This is a genomic window from Flammeovirga yaeyamensis, from assembly GCF_018736045.1.
Taxonomy (GTDB): Bacteria; Bacteroidota; Bacteroidia; order Cytophagales; family Flammeovirgaceae; genus Flammeovirga; species Flammeovirga yaeyamensis.
The window spans coordinates 655,264-676,384 of record NZ_CP076132.1 but is presented as its reverse complement, the minus strand read 5'-3'; the positions used below and the strand labels follow the sequence as shown (position 1 = coordinate 676,384).

Here is a 21,121-nt window from a genome sequence, read left to right as displayed (position 1 = left end):
TTATAAGTCAACGCCTTTATTGTTTTTATATCAAATAGAAATTAAACTACCTTGATTAAGCAGTAGTTTTTCTTTCCTTTCTGAGCCAAGATGTATTTGTCTTGCAACAATTCTAAATCTTTAGGCAATTCACTACCTTGCAATTTCGCTTTGTTGATAGAAATACCGCCACCTTTAATCATTCTTTTAGCTTCACCTTTAGAAGCGAACAATTGGTTTTGAGTACCTGCTGATAATAAATCAGCGATCTCAGCCATTCCTTCTAAATCAGCTTTAGTGATTTCCGATTGCATAACGCCTTCGAATACTTGAAGAAGCGTTCTTTCGTTCAACGACTTCAATTGCTCCGTTACATTCTTACCAAAAAGAATATTTGATGCCGCAATAGCAGTATCCAATTCTTCCTGACCATGAACTGCACGAGTTACTTCTTCCGCCAAACGCTTCTGAAGAATACGCGTATGAGGTGCCTCATCGTGCTCCGCAATTAACTGATCGATTTCTTCTTTCTCGATAAACGTAAAGATTTTGATGTATTTTTTCGCATCTTCATCTCCAACATTTAACCAGAATTGGTAGAATTGGTAAGGTGAAGTTTTCTCTGCGTCTAACCAAACAGCACCGCTTTCAGTTTTACCGAATTTTGTTCCGTCTGCTTTTGTAATCAAAGGACAAGTAGCGGCAAATGCTGTTCCTTGTGCCTTACGACGAATCAATTCAGTACCTGTTACGATGTTACCCCATTGGTCTGAACCTCCAAATTGTAAACGACAGTTTTTCTCTTTGTACAGATGATAAAAATCCCATCCTTGTAACAATTGATAAGTAAACTCTGTGAATGAGATACCCGAACCTGCAGCTAAACGCTTCTTTACAGATTCTTTACCCATCATATAATTTACTGTCAAGTGCTTACCTGCTTCTCTAGCGAAATCGATAAAACTGAAATCTTTGAACCAATCGTAGTTGTTCAAAATCTCCGCTGAATTATCTCCGCAATCGAAGTCCAAGAATTTCTCCAATTGTGCCTTCATTCCTGCGATGTTTTTTTGGATAGTATCGTCATCCAAAAGTTGTCTTTCCGCATCTTTGAAAGAAGGGTCACCAATCATACCTGTTGCACCACCTACAATTGCTAACGGCTTATGACCTGCTTTTTGTAAATGTCTAAGCAACATTACAGATACCATATGACCAATGTGAAGAGAGTCTGCTGTCGGATCAAAACCAACATAAGCAGTCGTCATCTCTTTGTTTAATTGATCTTCGGTACCTGGCATGATATCGTGCAGCATGCCACGCCACTGCAATTCTTCAATAAGATTTGTTTTTATATCTGCCATTTTCCTGTTGTTTCAAAATTTGAACTCGCAATTTACGAACCTGCGCTAGATATTATATATTTTCTTTGAATAGATTATTTAAAGATGCTTAAGATTTTGTCTTTAATCGTTGTCCGACCTTCAAATTGTTACTTTTTAGGCCATTTAGTTGCTTTAACTCTCCAACAGAAAGACCTAACTTCTGAGAAATACTCCATAAAGTATCTCCACTCTTCACAGTATAATAAGAAGTTGTATTACTTTTTGATGATTTCTTCTGCTCATTAAGCACACTACTCGGCGATGGAGGAATCGTTAATGTCTGTCCTGCCTGAATAGTAGAAGTCTTCATATTATTCACCTTCTTGATATCGTTTACATACACTCTATACATCTTGGCAATCTCCACCAAATTATCACCCGACTTCACTTTATGGTACCTCGTTTTTGATGAAGGCCCATAAGCGGTTGTCGTCGAACTTTTCTTTGATGTACTTGCTGTAGTCGAAGTACTTTTAGAAGCTGTAGTAGTAGCTACTTTTTGAGAAGTATATACTTTTAACTTCTGACCTTTATAAATTGTAGAACCTCTTATCCCATTCCACTTTCTCAAATTAGAGGCAGAGGTATTGTATTTTTCAGCAATACCACCTAAAGTTTCTCCACTTCCAACTGTATGATATAACAGATTATCTTTCGAATTACTCGATGCTGAAGGAGTAGATTTTGACACTGTACTTGTCTCTTTAGTTTCTGGAGCCTTATATTTTCCCTCCTTAATCAAAAGACGCTGACCTTTATAAATAGTTGTTCCTTTTATCTTGTTCAATCTTTTGATATCCGCAACATACACTCTATATTTTTTAGCAATCATCCCCAAAGTCTCCCCACTTCTTACGGTATGGTAAATACTTGCGCCACTTGTTTTAGAAGATGAACTTGATGTAGACTTTGTACTTTTCGATTTTGATGAGCTTGATGAAGAAACGGTCGACGGTCCTGGACTATACGCATTACCGTAAATCTTTAATTTCTGACCAGGATAAATGGTATTACTTCTTAGGTTATTCCATGCTTTCAAACTACTAATTGAAACACGATTCTTTCTAGCAATTAACCCTAACGACTCTCCACTTCTTACATAATGATAATAATAGCCATCTCCAACATTAGCTCCTTTACCAGTATATTTAATTTTTGAAAGAATTTCATCCTGATTCTCCAAGTAATAATTAAAACGTGCCTCAGGAATCTTAATTCTAAAGTTCTTCACATAGTTTGGAGCAAAACCGAATCTTAAAGAAGGGTTCAAAAGTGTCAGGTCTTCTCGGCAAACCGATAATTCATCAGCTAGTAAGCCTAGATCAACTGACTGACTCACGAAAATATCTTCTGATGGAATTTCATATTTTGGTAAATCCTGTACTAAATTATATTCATCTGCATACGTCAATACATAAGCCATTGCTACATATTGAGGTAAATACGATCTTGTCTCTCTTGGAAGTTTCTTATAAATATCCCAGAATTTTTTCTTTCCAGACCTTCTTTGTGCTTTTCTAATATTACCCGGACCACAATTGTAGGCAGCAATTGCCAACTCCCAATCTCCATGATAATTGTATAAGAACTTAAGATAACGTGCCGCTGCTCTTGTCGCTTTTTCAGGATCCATTCTGTCATCAATCTGATAACTTTGTTTCAGACCATAGGCTCTACCCGTTCTTGGCATAAATTGCCAAAGACCTTTTGCACCCACTCTAGAAAGTGCCACCGGCTTTAAAGCCGACTCAATAACTGCTAAATATTTTAATTCTGTAGGTACTCCTTCTTCTGCTAAAATTCTTTCGAACATTGGGAAATAAATGTTCTGACGCTCCATAATTCCCAACGTGTAATCTCTATTACGTACCGCGAAATAGTCGATGAACAAACGTACCCTATCGTGATACTCTAAAGGAATAACATTCTCCAATTCCTTCAGACGTTCCTTTACCAAACTATCCGTTACGTTAGGCACATAATCATATGTCTGATCGACCACATCCAAAAGAATCGCTGATGTGGTATCAAAATCTTCAAAATTCTCAAACCAAGGAGCATAAGGGGCCGCTTCTACAATCTCTAAAGTATCAGAAGGTAAAAGATAACCTTCAGGTAAAGCAACGGTATAAATACTATCTTTCCATGTCATCATATCACCCTCATCTTGGGCAAATAAAGAAGACGTAGATACTATCACACATACGAAAATAAAAGGGGCGAATAACTTATTGAACTGCATTCTCGGTTAAATAATTAGGGAATTTAGACAGCTTTATGAGACAAGAACATCTACAGAAAATATGTTCTAAAAATGAATCGTTGCTTTCAAATCACAACGTTTCAACAAATATACTACGATTTAAGAATTTTGAGGGATGAATTGAAGATTTATGTCGTAGAATGAGGATGTTTTTTGTTAAAATAAAAAAGGTGTAAAACATCGTTTATGATCGTCTTTACACCTTTTTCAATATTTTTATCAAAAACTAAACTTTAGTTTAATCTAATTCAGACAAGTAATTCGAAAATGCCAACATCTTCTCTTCTTCAAATCTATTGGCCATAATCTGTAAACCGATCGTCAACCCATCTTTATCTTCTCCGTTAGGAATTGATATTGCTGGTAAACCAGCCAAAGATGCATGTACCGTATATAAATCACCTAAGTACAGTTCCAATAGATTGTTTTCGCCATACTCACCAATTTTAAATGATGGAGTGGATGTGGTGGGCATCAAAATGAAATCGTATTCCGATAAGATCTTTTCTGTTGTTTCTTTAATCAACCTTCTTACTTTTTGTGCTTTTGAGAAATAAGCATCATAATAAGAAGCCGATAAAACGAAGGTTCCCAACATAATTCTACGCTTCACTTCATCACCAAAACCTTCTGATCTTGATTTCTTGTAAAGTGCTTCCAAATCTTTCGGCTGATCTGTTCTGTAACCATATCTTACCCCGTCGAAACGTTCCAAGTTTGTACTTGCTTCTGCAGTTGTAAGAATATAGTAAGTAGGTAACAAGTAGTCTAAAAGAGGGAATTCGATACCTTCTACTGTATGACCTTCCGCTTTTAAAGCCTTGATCTTATTGAACGTTTTCTCGCTGATATCTTTATTTAGGTGCTCACTTTCCACTGTCTCTTTGATATAAGCAATGCGTAATTTTTCCTTTGGTTTATCACTAACTGATGTCGAATATGCAGGAACAGGTTGTTGGGAAACTGTAGCGTCTTGCTCATCTTGACCTGCAATAATTTCCAATACAAGAGCAGCATCAGGTACATTATGGGAGATAATGCCAATAGTATCAAAAGAAGAGGCGTAAGCAATTAAACCCCATCTTGAGATTCTAGAATAGGTAGGTTTTAAACCAACTGTTCCTGTAAAAGCAGCAGGCTGTCTTACCGATCCACCCGTATCAGAACCTAAAGAAACTAAACAGTGGTTATCTGAAACCGCTACTGCAGAGGCTCCAGAAGAGCCGCCCGGTACACGTGTTTCATCTATATTATTTTTTACTACTCCAAAAGCTGAGTTTTCGTTAGAAGAACCCATAGCGAATTCATCACAGCTTTGTCGGCCAATAATAATCGCGTCTTCATCAAGTAGTCTTTCTGTTGCGGTTGCAGAGAAAGGAGATACATATTTATCTAAAATCTTTGATGACGCTTGCAAACCATGATCTTTATAGGCAATCACATCTTTCAAACCTACTACCATACCTGCTAAACGACCGGCAGTACCTGAAGCGATTTTTTCATCTACTTTCTTAGCCTGAGCGATAGCTTCATCAGCATATACCTCATTCCAAACATTTAGATGCTTCTTCTCCTCTATTCTTGCCAAATAATTTTCGACCAAAGCCACACAAGAAGTTTCTTTGTTCGCAATTGCCGCCTTTATTTCATCAAATGATTTGTACATATGCTCCGTATAATTAGAAATTAGGTGTGTGCGACTCGCACTGAAGTTTGTTTTCGCAATAACACACAATAATTTTTTTGATCTTCATTTTTGAAGGGACCAAAATAAAAAAAGTTTATCTATGTATAATGACAAAGATAAACTTCTTTTCGTTTTATTGTGAAAAATTTAATGAAAAAGTGATTTCATTAAAAATATATCAAGAATGATAAGACTGAATTACTTTTCTTCTTTCTTCTTCTCCTCTTCCTTAATGCCCTTCTCTAACTCTTCTGAGATTTGGTTTTTAGCATCTTTGAATTCTCTGATACCTGAACCTAAACCGCGAGCTAATTCAGGAATACGCTTCGCACCGAATAGTAATAAAACTACTAGACCGATGATTACCCATTCTAAACCGCCAGGCATTACGAATAATAAAATTGCATTCAATTCCATGGTGTAATGATTTATTGTTTGTTACGCATTGCAAAGGTACTTATTAATATGCTAATATCAATTAATCCCCTCAACTTCTTTGTATTGCATTTGATAAAGTTTAGCATAAAATCCGTTTTTTTCTAATAATTTATCATGTGATCCGGACTCTTTTATCTCTCCTTTATCCAATACTATAATGTTATCTGCATTTCTAATTGTTGCTAATCGGTGAGCAATCGCGATACTTGTACGACCTTTCATCATCGAATTGATCGCATTCTGAATAAGTGCCTCTGTTTCAGAATCTACCGAAGAAGTGGCCTCATCTAGAATAATAATCGCTGGATCATAAACCATTGTTCTTACAAAAGAAAGTAACTGTCGTTGTCCAACACTCAAGGTCGCCCCCCTTTCCATTACTTTATAATCCAACTGCCCAGGAAGTTTCTCGATAAACGATTTAGCACCCACCAATTCGGCGGCTTTCATAATCTGTTTATCCGTTATCGTTTTATCTCCTAAAGTGATGTTATCTCGAATAGAAGAAGAGAACAAGAATACATCTTGAAGCACTACACCCACGTGTTTCCTCAAATTATGTAAATCGTATTCCTTAACCTCTTTCTGATTCACATAAATACTTCCTTTATTTATTTCGTAGAATCTAGAAATCAAATTGATGATAGATGACTTACCTGCTCCTGTCGCCCCCACTAAAGCCACCGTTTCTCCATGATTTACTTTAAAGTTGATGTTTTTCAACACATAGTCCTCATCATTATACGCAAACCAAACGTCTTTGAACTCCACATCTCCATTGATATGATCCGTTGTATAATTTCCTTCATTGCTGATAAAATCTTTATCATCCAATAATTTCAAGATACGGTCTGAAGACACAATACCCATTTGTAACGTATTGAATCGATCGGCAATCATACGTATCGGTCTAAAGAATAAGTTGATGTACATGATGAAGGCAATCAACGTACCTAATGTAGCATAACCATCTAAAACACTATGTGCACCCCACCAAACTAAAAGACCTGTACCCGAAGCAGCAATAACTTCCGCCACTGGATAGTAAATCGAATAATATAAAACGGTGCTGATATTGGCGTTTCTATGTTCCTTGTTGATTTTCTGAAATTCCTCTTGCTCTCTTTGTTCGGCAGAGAACAATTGCACCACATTCATGCCTGTAATGTGCTCTTGAACGAAGGTATTTAGGTTAGAAACTGCATTTCTCACTTCATTAAACGCTACTTTAATTTTCTCTTTGAAAACGTAAGTAGAGAACAAAAGTAGAGGCAAAACTGATAAACTAATCAAGGTCAGTCTCCAATCAGTATACAACATCACCAAGAAGATAAAAATCAATTGAAGGATATCTCCAAGCATTGCGGCGACACCATTGGTAAATACCTCAGATAAGGTTTCTATATCAGATACTGCCCTAGTAACTAGACGCCCGATAGGTGTGTTGTCGTAAAATTTTAATTTCAATTTCAAGATATGCTCGTACAATTGTACACGCATATCTTTTACAATATGCTGTCCTAACCAACCTGAAAGATACGTATGACAAAACTGTACCAAAGCTTGTAATAATTGCACCGCTATTAAGATGACAATCATTTGATTTAAGCCGGGCATATCGTTCTCGATAATGAAGTTATCGATTGTATATTGAATTAAATAAGGTCTTGAAGGAGCCAAAACACCTAATCCTATTGTCAAGAACACTAGAAAGACAAACTCTTTCATGTGTGGCTTCACAAATACCAACATTCTTGATAAGACTTGCCTATCGAATATCTGACCTGAATTTTTTTCTTTATCCACTGATTAATGAGTTAAGGATGAAATCCTGCTAATTATAATACCACTTACGTTGGGTGAAAAGATGATATTAAATCGAACCTTAAAGTTATAAAATTATTACAGCAAAATTCGATGATGTCTAAATAAGAATCACAAAAATGCCTCTATTGTTTGAATTTTCTAAAATCATCTCAACGAATTACTATGATATTAGAAGCGTTTAAAAATATTAAAGTTTACTCTTATCCTTAGAAATCGTAATTAAAAGCATTTTTTGATAAAAAAATGAATTTTATAATTTTCAGAATATAATTCTGCATATTTTATATAAAACAGATAAAAAACATAGAACAAAATTCATCAAAACCTATAATTGATATAATATTTGGTAATTACTTAAAATTTTCATCATAAAAGTAGCACTTGTATTACTATTCAGAAAATGTAACTTGCGAAGACTTAATTGTTAGAAACATATTAATCAAGAACAAGACACTATAACATATATAACTTAAATGGAAGATATCTCAATATTTGAAGAAGTCTCTTCTATGGGACACGAGCAAGTTGTTTACTGTCACGAAAAATCGACAGGATTAAAAGCAATTATCGCAGTACACAATACAGTATTAGGACCAGCACTAGGTGGTACTAGAATGTGGATGTACGAAAATGAAGCTCAAGCAACGTATGATGCACTTCGTTTATCGAGAGGGATGACGTTTAAAAACTCTATCGCTGGATTAAATCTTGGTGGTGGAAAAGCGGTCATCATTGGGGATGCGAGAAAACACAAGTCGGAAGCGATGCTTAGAGCATATGGTCGCTTCTTGAAGAACTTGAACGGAAAATATATTACAGCAGAAGACGTTGGAATGAACGCTTCTGATATGGAACATATTGCAGCAGAAACTTCATATGTAAGTGGTATGCCAGAAACAAGAGGTGGTTTGGGAGATCCTTCGCCTTTTACAGCATACACTACTTATATGGGTATGAAAGCAGCTGCTAAAAAGCAATTTGGATCAGATAGCCTTGAAGGCAAAAAAGTATCTATCCAAGGTGCAGGACATGTGGGTGAGTACATCATCCAACATTTGAAAAAAGAAGGATGTGAGATCTACGTTTCTGATTTCTATGAGGATAGAGTGAAGGATGTAGTCAACAAATACGGCATCAAAGGTGTAGGTTTGGACGAGATTTATGATTTAGATGTAGATATCTATTCGCCATGTGCTTTAGGTGCTACAGTAAATGATGAAACGCTAAGCAAACTAAAATGTTCGATTATCGCAGGTTGTGCAAACAACCAATTGGCAGATGAAAAAATCCATGGCGATTTAGCGAAATCAAAAGGCATTTTATACGCTCCGGACTTTTTGATTAACTCAGGTGGGGTAATCAATGTATATGCTGAAGTGATTAAAACAAACAAAGAATGGTCATGGAACAAATGTGAGTTTGTTTACGATCAGACTTTAAAAGTTTTTGATCAGTCTGAAGCTACAGGCAAAAACGCTCAGGAAGTTGCTATCGATATCGCACAGCAACGAATCAATGAGGTAGCCGCTATAAAAAGCACATACTAACATACCAATTCAGGTGAATTATATAAACCAAAAGGCATTCCTACGGGAATGCCTTTTTTGTATTCATCCCTTTTTAATAGACGACTACATAATATGTTTTTGCCAATGGGTATCAGCTGCTTTTTCTAAACGCTCAGCTCCCTCCTCGTTCCAATCTTCTAAAGTGTTGGTAAAAAACTTATTGTAAAAAAGGAAGAGCCTTCCATTCTGAATCTTATAGGTTTCATAATTCACACTTACTTTTTCACCTTTTGCTCCCATCGCGTAAGCACACCAACCTCCATAAGCAGGTAAGTATTTTTCGGGATTTTCTTTAAACGTTTCTTTATTTTTATGGGAGGCAAAATAATAATGTGCTCCTTTGTGAATAACTGATATATGTTTATCGCCTTCTACAGGAGATCCTGAAAAGTAACTCACAGGATCGTAACCTCCAACGGCAACATCTCCCTTTTCTAGGTTCAAATCACTTGGTATTTGTGAATAACCTAGTGTTGATAAACATAATAATGTGAATAAACTGAGTACAAATTTAGTTAGTTTTCTCATTTTGAAATTCTGATCATTTATTGTGAATAAGTTTCCGGTTTTATAGTTATACTGATTTTTTGATTAAAAAGTTATTCACAATTCATCAATATCAAAAAGCCTTATTCCAAAACGATGTCTGAAATAAGGCAAATATTTGAACTAAATGTTGATAAGTGATTTATTTTTTTCCGTAAACTAACGTTTGAATTCCTCTTCCTGGAATTGATAGCTTAGTGGATTGACCTTTTACATAAATTGTATAATCATAAGCTTCATCAGAAGTATTCAAAACAACGGTCACTAATCTTCCATCCTTATTAATAAATGATGTTGCCTCCAAGAAATCGTAACTTACCGCTGTACTTACTCTAACGGCTCCCGGACGAATGAATTTAGAGAAGTGTCCTAAATAAAAATAAGATGGTGTATAGATCAATTCATTCTTATTTAAGTCTGCATGAATAGGAGCAAAACAGAAATTCCCCACATGGTTTGGTCCTCCGTTTTGATCTAACAAAATATTCCAATCTGTCCACCCTGCAGTTCCTCTATTAAAGTCATTGACCATAGAACGACCATATCTTTCTGCATTTGGCCAATACTGATATTTTTGATCATCAAAACCTTCATTACATCCCTCTGTAAACAAAAGGTTTTTAGATGGAAAGTTTTCTTTCACTTTCGATAAATTATCAAACATTGGCTCACTACCTGTCCAGTTTTCATACCAATGGAAACCAATACCCCAAGCATATTTTGCAGCTTCTGGATCACCAAAAATAGTATTTGCTCTATTGACAATTAAATCCCTGTTGTGGTCCCATACTACAATGTTTTTATCACTTAATCCTTCTTTTTCGAAAGTGGGTCCTAAATAGTTTTTTAGAAAGTCTCTTTCTTCTTCAGCAGTATACACACAAGATTCCCATGTCTGAACAGCCATAGGTTCATTCTGAATCGTCACACCCCAAACTGGAATACCTTCGTTCTCATAGGCCTCAATGAATTTCACATAGTAATTTGCCCATGATTGATAAAATTCTGGTTTTAATTTACCTCCTTTCAACATGTCTTTCTTGCCTTTCATAAATGCAGGAGGAGACCAAGGTGAAGCGTAAAACTGAATAGATTTATCCGCTCTTTTCATCGCTTCTTTGATCATCGGTAGCTTCGTTTTTCTATCATGATCTATGTTGAAAGTTTTTAATTCTTTGTCTCCTTCCTCAATATAAGTATAACTTTCAGAACCAAAATCACTACTGTGAATTGATGTTCTCAATAATGTATAATCAATTCCATCTTCCCCATAGTAAGCATTCATCAACTCTTCTTGCTTATCTTTTGAAAGTTGATAAAATATCTCTGAAGAAGCATCTGTTATTGCACCTCCAATACCTAAGAGTGTTTGATATTGCTTATCAGGATTAATAAAAATAGACACATTTCCCTCAGTAGGCTGTTTACTTTTTTCAAAAGAATAGCTACCTGTATTTGATAAACGTAAGTCTGTATTTTTAGCGGTTGTAAAAACAGATACAGAATTTGGTGTAATCATCTTTTGATGGGAATGCTCAACTAATATTTGTTGTTTAGATGATGTACAACCAAAAATAAAGTTTGTTGCTAGAATAGCACTAATTAAAGTTTTTTTCATTTAACTAACTGGTTTTGTATGAACAATAGTAGCTACAGAATTACTTGGAAGGGATACTGTATATTTTTCATCTGTTCCGCTAAAATTTAGATTTAGTTTAGTGTTACTTTCTGAGTTATTCATAATTAAAGTAACAGTCTTTCCTTCAGGAGTTAGGAACGCTACATTAGGTAAATTTCCCATTTGATTCGTTTTGATTCTTACCGATCCCACTGGAATATATTTCGAAGCATGACCAATGATATAATAAGCCACATTTCTATTCACTTCGTTATCATCTACAGTTAACCCTCCTAAACACCTTGTACAACCTCCAGGTGTTCTTGGTGTTAACGCACTATTTGATGTTAGATTCCACTCCATCACACCTTTTGCCCAATTCCTTGTAGCACCAATAATGATATTCTCAAAGTGCCACATTAATGTTCCTCCAAAATCAGCATCCTCAGAATCCACCCATTGTTCGGTAAAGTAAATGTCTTTAGTCACATCAGCTGCTTTTACTTGAGAAAGTGCTGAAATATCCCCTCCGTACAAATGGAAAGCAGAACCTGAAATAAATTCGTTGGCAGGTGATTTAATAATATCTATTGGATAATCTGGTCTATCTGCATTGTGATCATAAGTAATGATCTTTGTATCAATATTTACTTCTCTAAATTTAGGTCCTAACTGTTGGGCAATAAAATTCGCCATCTCATCAGCATGCATCAACATACTTGGTTCGTTTCCCGGATGTAAAGGCTCATTTTGAACAGTGATAGCATAAATATTAATTCCCTCTCTTTTGTAAGCTTCGATATATTTGATAAAATAATCAGCATATGCTTCATAATATGTTTCTAATAACTGACCACCAATCGCACTGTTATTCGTTTTCATCCAAGTTGGAGGAGACCATGGTGTACTTAAAAATTTGATACCTGGCTGAATAGCCACAATTTCTTTTAATATTGGAATCAGATTCTTTTGATCTTCAGAAATTGAAAAGTTTTTAAGCAGATCATTATCCTCTCCTTTCACCATAGCATAGGAAAATGCTTTCTCATCTAAATCAGAAGCTGCAATACTCAAACGAAGAAATGATATTCCTAACTGACCTTTTTCAGCATCTGTACCAAATAACTCTTCCAATAAAGCTTTTCTATTTGATGCGGACATTCCCATTAAATGCTGTGCACTTCCTCCTGTTAAAGTATAGCCAAACCCATCCATTTCTTGATACGTTTGATTTATATCTATTCTCAATGTAGAAATGTTTTCCTCATTACCAGCTAAAACAGCATCTTCTATCACTCTTAATCCCACATTTGTTTGATTAGAGACATCAGACCTTGAAGTCACTACCACCATCACATTATCGGGGTTATCTGGAGCTACAACCGGAGGTGGAGGTGCTACTGTTTTATCCTCCTCAGAACATCCTGCTCCAACGAGGATAGCAGAAAGTATAATACTTAGAATCGTATTCATTTTTAACCTTTTCATATTTCTTTAATCATTAGCCCTGCCCATTTAGGGCAGGACTTATTTATTTATTGCGTAACAGAATAAGTACCATGTACTAGATCTGCATTCACCACTAACTCTACATTATAAGTACCGTCTACCGTAATGAATTTGAAGTTTTCTACTTCAACGCCATCACCTGTGTCTACTTTTGGTTTGTTAGTTGTTGTACCAGACATTGCAGTTGCATCATCAGTAGAACCATCAGCATTATAAGATCCAAATTCTATATCCCATGGAGAAATAAATTTAGAATCAAACCCTGCTTTCAAACTTGCACCTTGAAGCACATAAGTGAAAGGGTGTTGATAAGTCATTACAATTTCTTCTCTTTCATCCCAATCTGACCAATGGAATAGTTTTACATTATAGAATTGCCATTGAATATTTGAATCATCAAAATCTACAGTCAACATATATGCTTGGTCTAAGGCTACAGTAATATCAGCTTCACCTTCTTGTAACTCTACTTCTCCTGTAACATTATCCCATGATGCATCATCAGTTTGTCCGATAGCTCCGTTGATAGAATAATAAGTACCTGACCCATCTGCAGAAGAATTCAATTTAAATGTGCTTAATGTTTGTAATGCAACATGTACCGGTAGCTTGAATCTATTGCCATCCTTAATCATCTCTACAGCATCACCTTCTGATGGTATATAGAATAAAGATTCTGGACCAGTAGGTGGAACATAGGTTTTATCCAAAGTATAAGTATAGGCGGTAGATGATAAATCGATAGTGATCGTGTACTCTCCGATTTCTCCATCAAAATTCATATCAGATACTTCGACTCCTTGTGCATCTTTATCTTCTTCTAAGATCAATGTATTTGATGATCCACTAACATGTTTGAAAATATTCTCCCATGTATCGGTTTTTCTAAATAAGTATCCACCTGTTTGTTTGAAATCTCCAACAGCAGTATAAATACCCATTCCTTGATACGTGAATGCAAGACCAGTCCAATCGCCAGAATCTGAAGGAGGTGCTCCAAACAATTCAATTTCAGTGAAATCCCTTAATTCATAAGTACCATTTTCTAAATCAACTTTTAGACGATATACCTTCTCTTCATCAACAGTAATTTCATTACCACATTTTTCAATCAGGTTAGCTTCGTTTATACCAAAAATAGATGCTTCATCACTTGCTTTGTCAACCATATAGAACGACCCATCTACTGATAATTTAGAATAAACCTCATACACATTAGATGCCGATCCATCTGCATTCGGGAGACGCTTGAAAGGAATTGCTTCTGCCCTTTCCACACCTACTTCAGTAGCTGACCCTGTTAAGAATAGTTGAGCAGGAAGTGTTTCTGTTTGGAATCTTACTACATTGATATTGATCAAATCTTCTGTTTTACGTTCCATTGAGGAAGCAACAACACCTACTTTTATACTTACCTCACTGCCCGCAGGAATACATTGTGCAGATAAGATCTGATCTATGGACTGATATGAAATGCTTCCTGTTAAAGCCTTTCCATTATCATCAGACAATACTTTTAATAATGGATTTTCTGACGAAGTTGCTGTATCAGGCAAAACAACTATTTGATAAGAGACATCATAACCTGCAGAATTAACGGCAGCTGTCCACTCAAAATCTATGGTTTCATCAGGGAATTCCTGTATAAGATCAACTGTTTCACCATTTGAAGGAGTCATCAAGGATGGATTGGATAAGTCCCAATTTCCTTCAGGTTGCATATTTTCTTTTTCAGTACATCCAATGATAAGGAATATACTTACTATAAATGTTAGTAATTTTTTCATTGCTGTTGATGTTAAGGTTAGTATCCTGGATTTTGCTCTAAATTTGGATTTCTGTTCATTTCCACTTGAGGAATTGGTAATAAGATTTTGTTTTCGTTCATGTTATAATTCACAAAACCATTACTCTCTTTATCAAATTCTTTAAGGTTTGACATTGTCGTAACCAACAATCCATGTCGTTGTAAATCTTCCCAACGCATACCTTCTTGAGCAAACTCTAGACGTCTCTCATTTAAAATCGTGTTTCTCATCACTTCTTGAGAAGACATTTGATCTGAAGTAAGGTTATTTAAACCCACTCTATTTCTAACTTTATTTACCTCTACAGCTGCTCCGTTAATATCATTTAGTTCGTTAAGAGCTTCTGCTTTTACCAACAACATATCAGCATATCTCAAAAGGTATTGTCTATCTGTACTCGACCAAGCCATTGGATTTCTCCATTTGTATGCAAAAGGTAGGTTTGTTGAATTCTCCCCAACATTTGACCAATACTGATCTCTCCATGCAGTAATGTCTTCAAACAGTATTGCTGCTGATTTTCTTACCACATCGCTTTCAGCATCAAAAGCATTGACCAAATCCACTGAAGGTGTTCCAAATTTTCTCCAATCGTCGTTGGTAATAGATGGGGGCAACATCATTGCAGAAGCAAAGTTGCCAATATTGCCACCAATGTAGTTTGGCATAAAGATGCACTCTTCATTTTCATAGTTCGCTCCGGTAAATAGGGAATTATAATCACTCACCAAAGAATAACCTGCACTACTATTGTCTACTTCTCTTACTGCATCAACCACTTTTTGCCATTGTTTGCTTTGAGCATATACTTTCGCTAGTAGTGCATAACATGCTCCTTTTGTTGCTCTAGTTTTTGCTTCAGATCCTACAAAAGTTTCTGGAAGAGCATTAGCTGCTTCAATTAAATCTTGCTCTATCTGAGCGTAAATTTCTGCTTCTGTACTTCTTGGAATGTTTACATCCTCAGGAGCTGTAGATAAAGTTGGTTGAGTAATTAATGGTACCCCTCCCCAAAGTTTTACTAAAGAGAAGTAAAATAGCCCCCTTAAAAACTTGGATTCACCAATAATTTCTGCTTTTCTCTCCTCTTCTAAATCGACCACTCCATCTATACGATATAAAACATTATTTGCTTTAAAAATTCCGTTATAAAGTGATGACCAATCCTGATCTACTTTACTATTTACTGCAGTAACAGTTAACAAATCAAATGAATGGATTTCTGGGTTATCTCCTCCAGAATAAAAATTATCAGATCGCACATCATTGTATATCATCTCATCCCACTCATAAAAGTCTGAGTGTAGAGTAGTATACGTTCCTGCTAAAGCTGATTCGATTTGTGCAGCTCTTGTGTAAGCATTATCAGCCGTTTCATCTGATATAGGTTTTAAATCTAAGAAGCTATCACAAGCACTAAATGAAAGTAATGTAGCTCCTAAAGTGATATATTTTAATAATTTCATTTCTCTACAAATTAGAATGATACGTTAAGACCAAAAATGTACGTTCTTGTTTGTGGATAAGTACCAAAATCAATACCCATAACCCTATTATCGCCACCTCTATAATTTACTTCTGGATCAAAGCCTGAATAATTCGTGATAGTAAACAAGTTCTCTCCTGTTGCATACAATCTACATGAACCTAAATTGATTTTCTCTAGGAAAGTAGAAGGAACATTATAACTGAAAGTCAATGCTTTTAATCTCAAATAAGACGCATCCTCAATAAATCGGTCGGATATCAAGTTGTTCGTAACTGTTTGATCACTTCCCATAGGATACGCACGTGGTATATCTGTGATATCACCTGGTTTTTGCCATCTTCTTAAGACATCAGTTGTTTGATTCATTGGTGATGACATTGATGTAGTTACGATTCGAGAAGCATTCAACATTTGATTGCCTTGAGATCCTTGGAAGAAAATACTCAAAGAGAAATTCTTATAGGAAACATTGTTAGTGAAACCATAGATAAATGTTGGGTTGGCATCACCAATCACTTTTCTGTCTTCAGGCGATGGATCGAAAGTGGTCTCTCCGTTTTGAGTGATGTAATAAGCATTTCCTGTTTCAGGATCGACACCACCGAAAGAATATCCATATAAAGAACCTAGAGGAAGACCTTCTTCTATAATGATTGCATTATCTTTTGAAATAACATCTACGTAACCATCAAGTACTGTTTGTCCAACTAAATTGGTTACTTTATTTCTATTCAATGAAAGGTTCATGTTCATCGTCCATTTCACAGCTTTATCCACATTTACTGTGTTTAGATTGAATTCTAAACCTTTGTTTTCTAGTGATCCAATATTTTGAATTGCTGAATTATAACCTGTTGATTTTGGTAATGGAGCATCAAATAACAAGTCATTCGTTACTTTTTGATAAGCATCGACTGTTAACTCTACTCTATCGTTAAACAATCCCAAATCGAAACCAATATTAAATTGTTCTGATTCTTCCCATTTCAATTTTTGATTCTCCACTGATGAAGGATATGATCCCGGAGTAGCTGAACTTGTAAAAGGATAAGGAGCATTTTTTGATACTCTTGCCATATATGAGTAAGGTGCAATGTTATCATTACCTACAATACCCCAACCTGCCCTTAATTTTAGATCAGAAATCTGTTCTACACTTTTTAAGAAAGCTTCTTCAGAAATTCTCCAACCTGCAGATAAAGAAGGAAAAATACCCCATCTGTTTTGAGGTCCGAATACAGAAGACCCATCTACACGAATATTGGCAGTCAGTAAATATTTATTGTCGAAATCATAGTTTGCACGACCAATAAAAGATGCATTGGCCTTTTCTGAAGCCCATGCTGAAGATGCTATAATATTGGCTCCCGCATTTGGTGTAGAAATTTGGTCAGAATCAAATCCTTGGCGTTCGATATTAGAACTTTGCCAATGGTATTTCTGAATAACTGAACCCGCTAATAAATTGAATTTATTTTTTCCAATTGTCTTATCATACGATAGTGTATTATCAAAAATAAAGTATCTGTTATTATCTTGATTAAAAACTGAAACTCCTTGTTTTGCTCTTCCATCTACTGTTTCAAAAGGATCTTTGAACGATCTAAATTGGGATGAATTATGGTCTACACCTAAATTTGTTTTAAATTTTAAACCTTCAATTAACGTTGCTTCAGCATAGAAATTAGCCAAGAATCTTTTATTGGCAAAACCTCTATCAATACCATCTGTACTTGCCAATGGGTTCTCCCAAGCTTGTGCCAAAGGGTTGGTAGTAAAGCTACCGTCTGGGTTTCTAATACCAATAATTGATGGTGTAGTGAGCGTACCTAATAGAACACCGCCTCTATCTACACCAATATTATCATTTACGTCTACATCTTTATAATCTGTGTAGTTTACTCTAGTACCTACTTTTAACCAATTTGTTACTTCCTGATCTAAGTTAACCTTAAAGTTGGCTCTTTGCATTTCAGCCGATCGAACAGCCCCTTCTACATCTGTATAACCACCAGAAACATAATAATTTGTTTTATTAGATTTTCCAGAAATAGACATTTGATAGTTTTGAGTAAACCCTCTTTGGAACACTTCATTCTGCCAATCCGTTCTTTCTCTATAGCTACCCCAATCGTTAAAAGTAGTTCCCATATCTGTCATTAACTGTCTGAATTGCTCTCCATTTAATACTTCTTGGGTATTCCATACTTCAGAAAAACCTCCATAGACATCTAATGAAATTGTTGGTTTATCAGTTGATCCTTTTTTAGTAGTAATTAGCACAACCCCGTTGGCACCCTGTGCACCATAAATAGCTGCTGCTGATGCATCTTTTAATACTGAAACACTTTCAATATCAGACGGGCTAAGTGATCTTGTATCTGTTGTAGGCACTCCGTCAATTACATATAACGGTTCGGAAGATGCGTTAATTGAATTGGTTCCACGAATTCTCATGGAGATACCTTGAGAAGGCTTACCCGAAGAAGCTTGCACTTGAACACCTGCAACTTTACCTTGGATTAATGCTCCCATTTGAGAGTTAGGTCTGGATTCCATTTCCTCAGCTCCAACAACTGAAACTGAACCTGTAACTGCTTTTTTATCTTGAGTACCATATCCCACCACAATCAATTCGCTTAGCGTCTGCATATCTTCATCCATTGTCACGTTAATCTTAGTTTGTGAACCAACTTTGATTTCCTGAGTGACCATACCTAGATATCTAAATACCAGAACATCTTCGGAAGAATTGACAGTAATAGAATACTTACCATCAAAATCTGTGGTAGTACCAATAGTCGAATTATTGATTAGGATATTTACCCCCGGCATAGTTACACCTTGCGTATCGGTGACTATACCTGATATAGTTTGCGCATTACTAAATGCGGTTATCAAAAAGAGAGGTAGGAGTAAGATTAGCCATTTCGGAAAAATGTCTAAAAAAGTATTTCTTTTTATCATCTTTTATACTGTTTGTTTTAAGGCAATAAACATTTCATTTCATGTACATCGAAAAGGAGTATAACCTTGCGCTTTAGATTATGATACAAAGCAACAGTATAAAAAGTGTTCTTACTACGCTTAGTAGATAATTAGTAGAAATATATAAACACTAATAAATTAATTATCAGAGATTTAATAAAAATAACAATAAGTAAATTAGTAGTGATTTTATAAGGTTTACTCACTACTAAAATGAAAAAATCAGTCTATTTTCATGACAAAATCTTCTAATTCCTCTCTTGGAACTATAGATTTGTTTTTCACTTTCACTCTATAGTTATAAATGGTAATTACTGAGTTCCCTAAGAGTTGGGCAATCTTATTCGAGTCGGTAATCCCTAATCTTATAAGAGCAAAAATTCTTAATTCTGTATTCAAAAGCTGATTATTTTTAATTCGAATTGGATCATTTGGATCAAGTAATTGATTTAGTTTATCAACAAAATTTGGATAGATAGTTAAGAAGGTTTCATCAAAGTTTTTATAGAAAGCTTTCATTTCATTTTTCCTAAGATCGTTGTTCTTTAATTCATCAAGAAGTTTAGAATACTTTCTTTCTACCAGCATTTTTTTGGTATGATTACTTTGCTTCTCCAACTTATCGATATAATCTGAACAGATTTTTAGGAACTCACCTATATAAACTTCCTTTACATGGGAAGTATTCTTCAAATCCACACTGACCTCTTTCAGTTTTTGATTAATAATCAGTAGTTCTTCATTAGCTTTTGAAAGCTGTTGATTAATTGCCAATTGATTTTTTTCTGATGCTTTTAAAGCCCTCAACTGCCTAAAATAAATGATCAAAGTGACTAAAGCGATAATAGATAGTACACTGATTAATATAGTGTATATCACAAATCGATTGGCTTTTTGCGATAATTGATCTTCGTAAGATTTCGAGATTATAGGCTGAATATTGGCGATCTGAATTGATCTTAGTTTTGATCCGTAAAATGAGGCATCCTCAAAAGATATATTAATATAACGATAAGCTCTGTCAATATCACCTTGTTTATGTAAAAGCAAAGCTAATGTTGCTAAAGAGGCATTGTCATTTGTACAACTCATAATATCTGATATTGCAGAGAGAATCAAATATTTTTTTTCTTTATGAATATCATGTTCTACTTCATAGGTTAATGACCGAATAAAAGCAGCTTTTGAAAAATCTCTCTGTCCAAGTTCTGTTTTATTCATTATCAAAGTATTGAACTTTCTAGCTTCTAAAAGATTTCTATTATCTAATGCCCTAGTTTCTTTGATATCCAAAGCGATAATAGAGTTTTGTGGAACAGTATACAACAACGTATCACAATAACTTTGATACATCAAACGATATCCTTCTTTTAATTTTCTTGTGGTTGAATAGAAATACAGTTGATTATACCTTTCCTTATTTATATAATAGAATTGAATCAGCTGTTCTTGAGACAACTTTGACCTATCAATTTTTTGTAAAATCTGCCCTGATTCCTCATAAATTCCTGATGTGACCAGAATACTGGCCAAATTCAACTGACCTTGATTAATCCATAATTCATTTTTAGATTCTTCCGCAAAGTGTAGCTGTTCGTAGGCAAAATATAAGGCCCCTCCAAACTCATATACTTCGTATTGATGAAAAAGATCCTCTGCAAGAAAATATTTATCTTCCAATGAAACAGTATCATTTTGCTCCAATTGAGTTTTTAAATCCTTAATCTTTTCCTCCCTTTTGTTTTTTAAAGAAGGACGTAACTCGATCGCTTTATCAAGTTCTCTAAATAGAGAATCAATTTCTTTATTTTGAGAATATGAAAAGTGAATTTGAAAAAAAAGAAAGGTAAAAAAGGCTAGTTTATTTAATTGATAACTCATCTATATCATAAAGACTAAAAAAGTGGAAGAAGCATAAAAGATATGGTCTTTTATACTTGCTGATTATTTGATGACAATTTAGGAGAAATCATTTTGAATAATACTTTTTCAAAGTCATAACTTTTGTCAAAATAA

Annotated in this window: 13 protein-coding genes; 1 reads left to right on the top strand and 12 read right to left on the bottom strand. The window is 35.1% G+C overall.

Annotation, left to right across the window (positions count from 1 at the left end):
- Positions 1-41: 41 nt before the first annotated feature.
- The 5 genes from tyrS to KMW28_RS02670 all read right to left on the bottom strand — a co-directional run bounded on the left by tyrS (position 42) and on the right by KMW28_RS02670 (position 7,504).
- Positions 42-1,343 carry a tyrosine--tRNA ligase gene (gene tyrS / locus KMW28_RS02690; RefSeq protein WP_066210327.1) on the bottom strand — a complete coding sequence of 434 codons (1,302 nt, stop codon included), beginning with the start codon at positions 1,341-1,343 and terminating at the stop codon, positions 42-44.
- Positions 1,344-1,431: 88 nt separating this feature from the next.
- On the bottom strand, positions 1,432-3,606 hold the full coding sequence (locus KMW28_RS02685) for a LysM peptidoglycan-binding domain-containing protein (protein ID WP_169665005.1): 2,175 nt from the start codon (positions 3,604-3,606) through the stop codon (positions 1,432-1,434).
- Between the two features lie 259 nt (positions 3,607-3,865).
- Positions 3,866-5,293 carry an Asp-tRNA(Asn)/Glu-tRNA(Gln) amidotransferase subunit GatA gene (gatA, locus tag KMW28_RS02680; RefSeq protein ID WP_169665006.1) on the bottom strand — a complete coding sequence of 476 codons (1,428 nt, stop codon included), beginning with the start codon at positions 5,291-5,293 and terminating at the stop codon, positions 3,866-3,868.
- Positions 5,294-5,512: 219 nt separating this feature from the next.
- Positions 5,513-5,725, bottom strand: coding sequence for a twin-arginine translocase TatA/TatE family subunit (locus KMW28_RS02675; RefSeq protein ID WP_394369903.1), 213 nt, complete (start codon positions 5,723-5,725; stop codon positions 5,513-5,515).
- Between the two features lie 63 nt (positions 5,726-5,788).
- Positions 5,789-7,504, bottom strand: a complete 1,716-nt coding sequence (locus KMW28_RS02670; RefSeq protein WP_169665068.1) for an ABC transporter ATP-binding protein — start codon at positions 7,502-7,504, stop codon at positions 5,789-5,791.
- Between the two features lie 548 nt (positions 7,505-8,052).
- Here KMW28_RS02670 and KMW28_RS02665 point away from each other — a divergent pair.
- Positions 8,053-9,126, top strand: coding sequence for a Glu/Leu/Phe/Val family dehydrogenase (locus tag KMW28_RS02665; protein WP_066210332.1), 1,074 nt, complete (start codon positions 8,053-8,055; stop codon positions 9,124-9,126).
- 84 nt (positions 9,127-9,210) lie between these two features.
- Here KMW28_RS02665 and KMW28_RS02660 read toward each other — a convergent pair whose 3' ends face one another.
- From KMW28_RS02660 to KMW28_RS02630, 7 genes are all read right to left on the bottom strand, one after another.
- Complete coding sequence (locus KMW28_RS02660; protein WP_169665007.1) at positions 9,211-9,675, bottom strand: YHS domain-containing (seleno)protein; 465 nt, start codon at positions 9,673-9,675, stop codon at positions 9,211-9,213.
- Between the two features lie 160 nt (positions 9,676-9,835).
- The gene (locus KMW28_RS02655; protein WP_169665008.1) at positions 9,836-11,311 is read right to left on the bottom strand and encodes a glycoside hydrolase family 30 protein; all 1,476 of its coding nucleotides are present in this window, start codon (positions 11,309-11,311) and stop codon (positions 9,836-9,838) included.
- Positions 11,312-12,799, bottom strand: a complete 1,488-nt coding sequence (locus tag KMW28_RS02650; protein WP_215585787.1) for a glycoside hydrolase family 30 protein — start codon at positions 12,797-12,799, stop codon at positions 11,312-11,314.
- A gap of 47 nt (positions 12,800-12,846) precedes the next feature.
- Positions 12,847-14,607: a hypothetical protein gene (locus KMW28_RS02645; RefSeq protein ID WP_169665010.1), complete on the bottom strand. Its 1,761-nt coding sequence runs from the start codon at positions 14,605-14,607 to the stop codon at positions 12,847-12,849.
- A gap of 17 nt (positions 14,608-14,624) precedes the next feature.
- Positions 14,625-16,094, bottom strand: a complete 1,470-nt coding sequence (locus KMW28_RS02640; RefSeq protein ID WP_169665011.1) for a RagB/SusD family nutrient uptake outer membrane protein — start codon at positions 16,092-16,094, stop codon at positions 14,625-14,627.
- 11 nt (positions 16,095-16,105) lie between these two features.
- Positions 16,106-19,084 carry a SusC/RagA family TonB-linked outer membrane protein gene (locus KMW28_RS02635; RefSeq protein WP_205958206.1) on the bottom strand — a complete coding sequence of 993 codons (2,979 nt, stop codon included), beginning with the start codon at positions 19,082-19,084 and terminating at the stop codon, positions 16,106-16,108.
- Between the two features lie 243 nt (positions 19,085-19,327).
- Positions 19,328-20,986 (bottom strand): DUF6377 domain-containing protein, encoded by a 1,659-nt coding sequence (locus KMW28_RS02630; RefSeq protein WP_169665012.1) that lies wholly within the window; start codon positions 20,984-20,986, stop codon positions 19,328-19,330.
- Positions 20,987-21,121 lie beyond the last annotated feature (135 nt).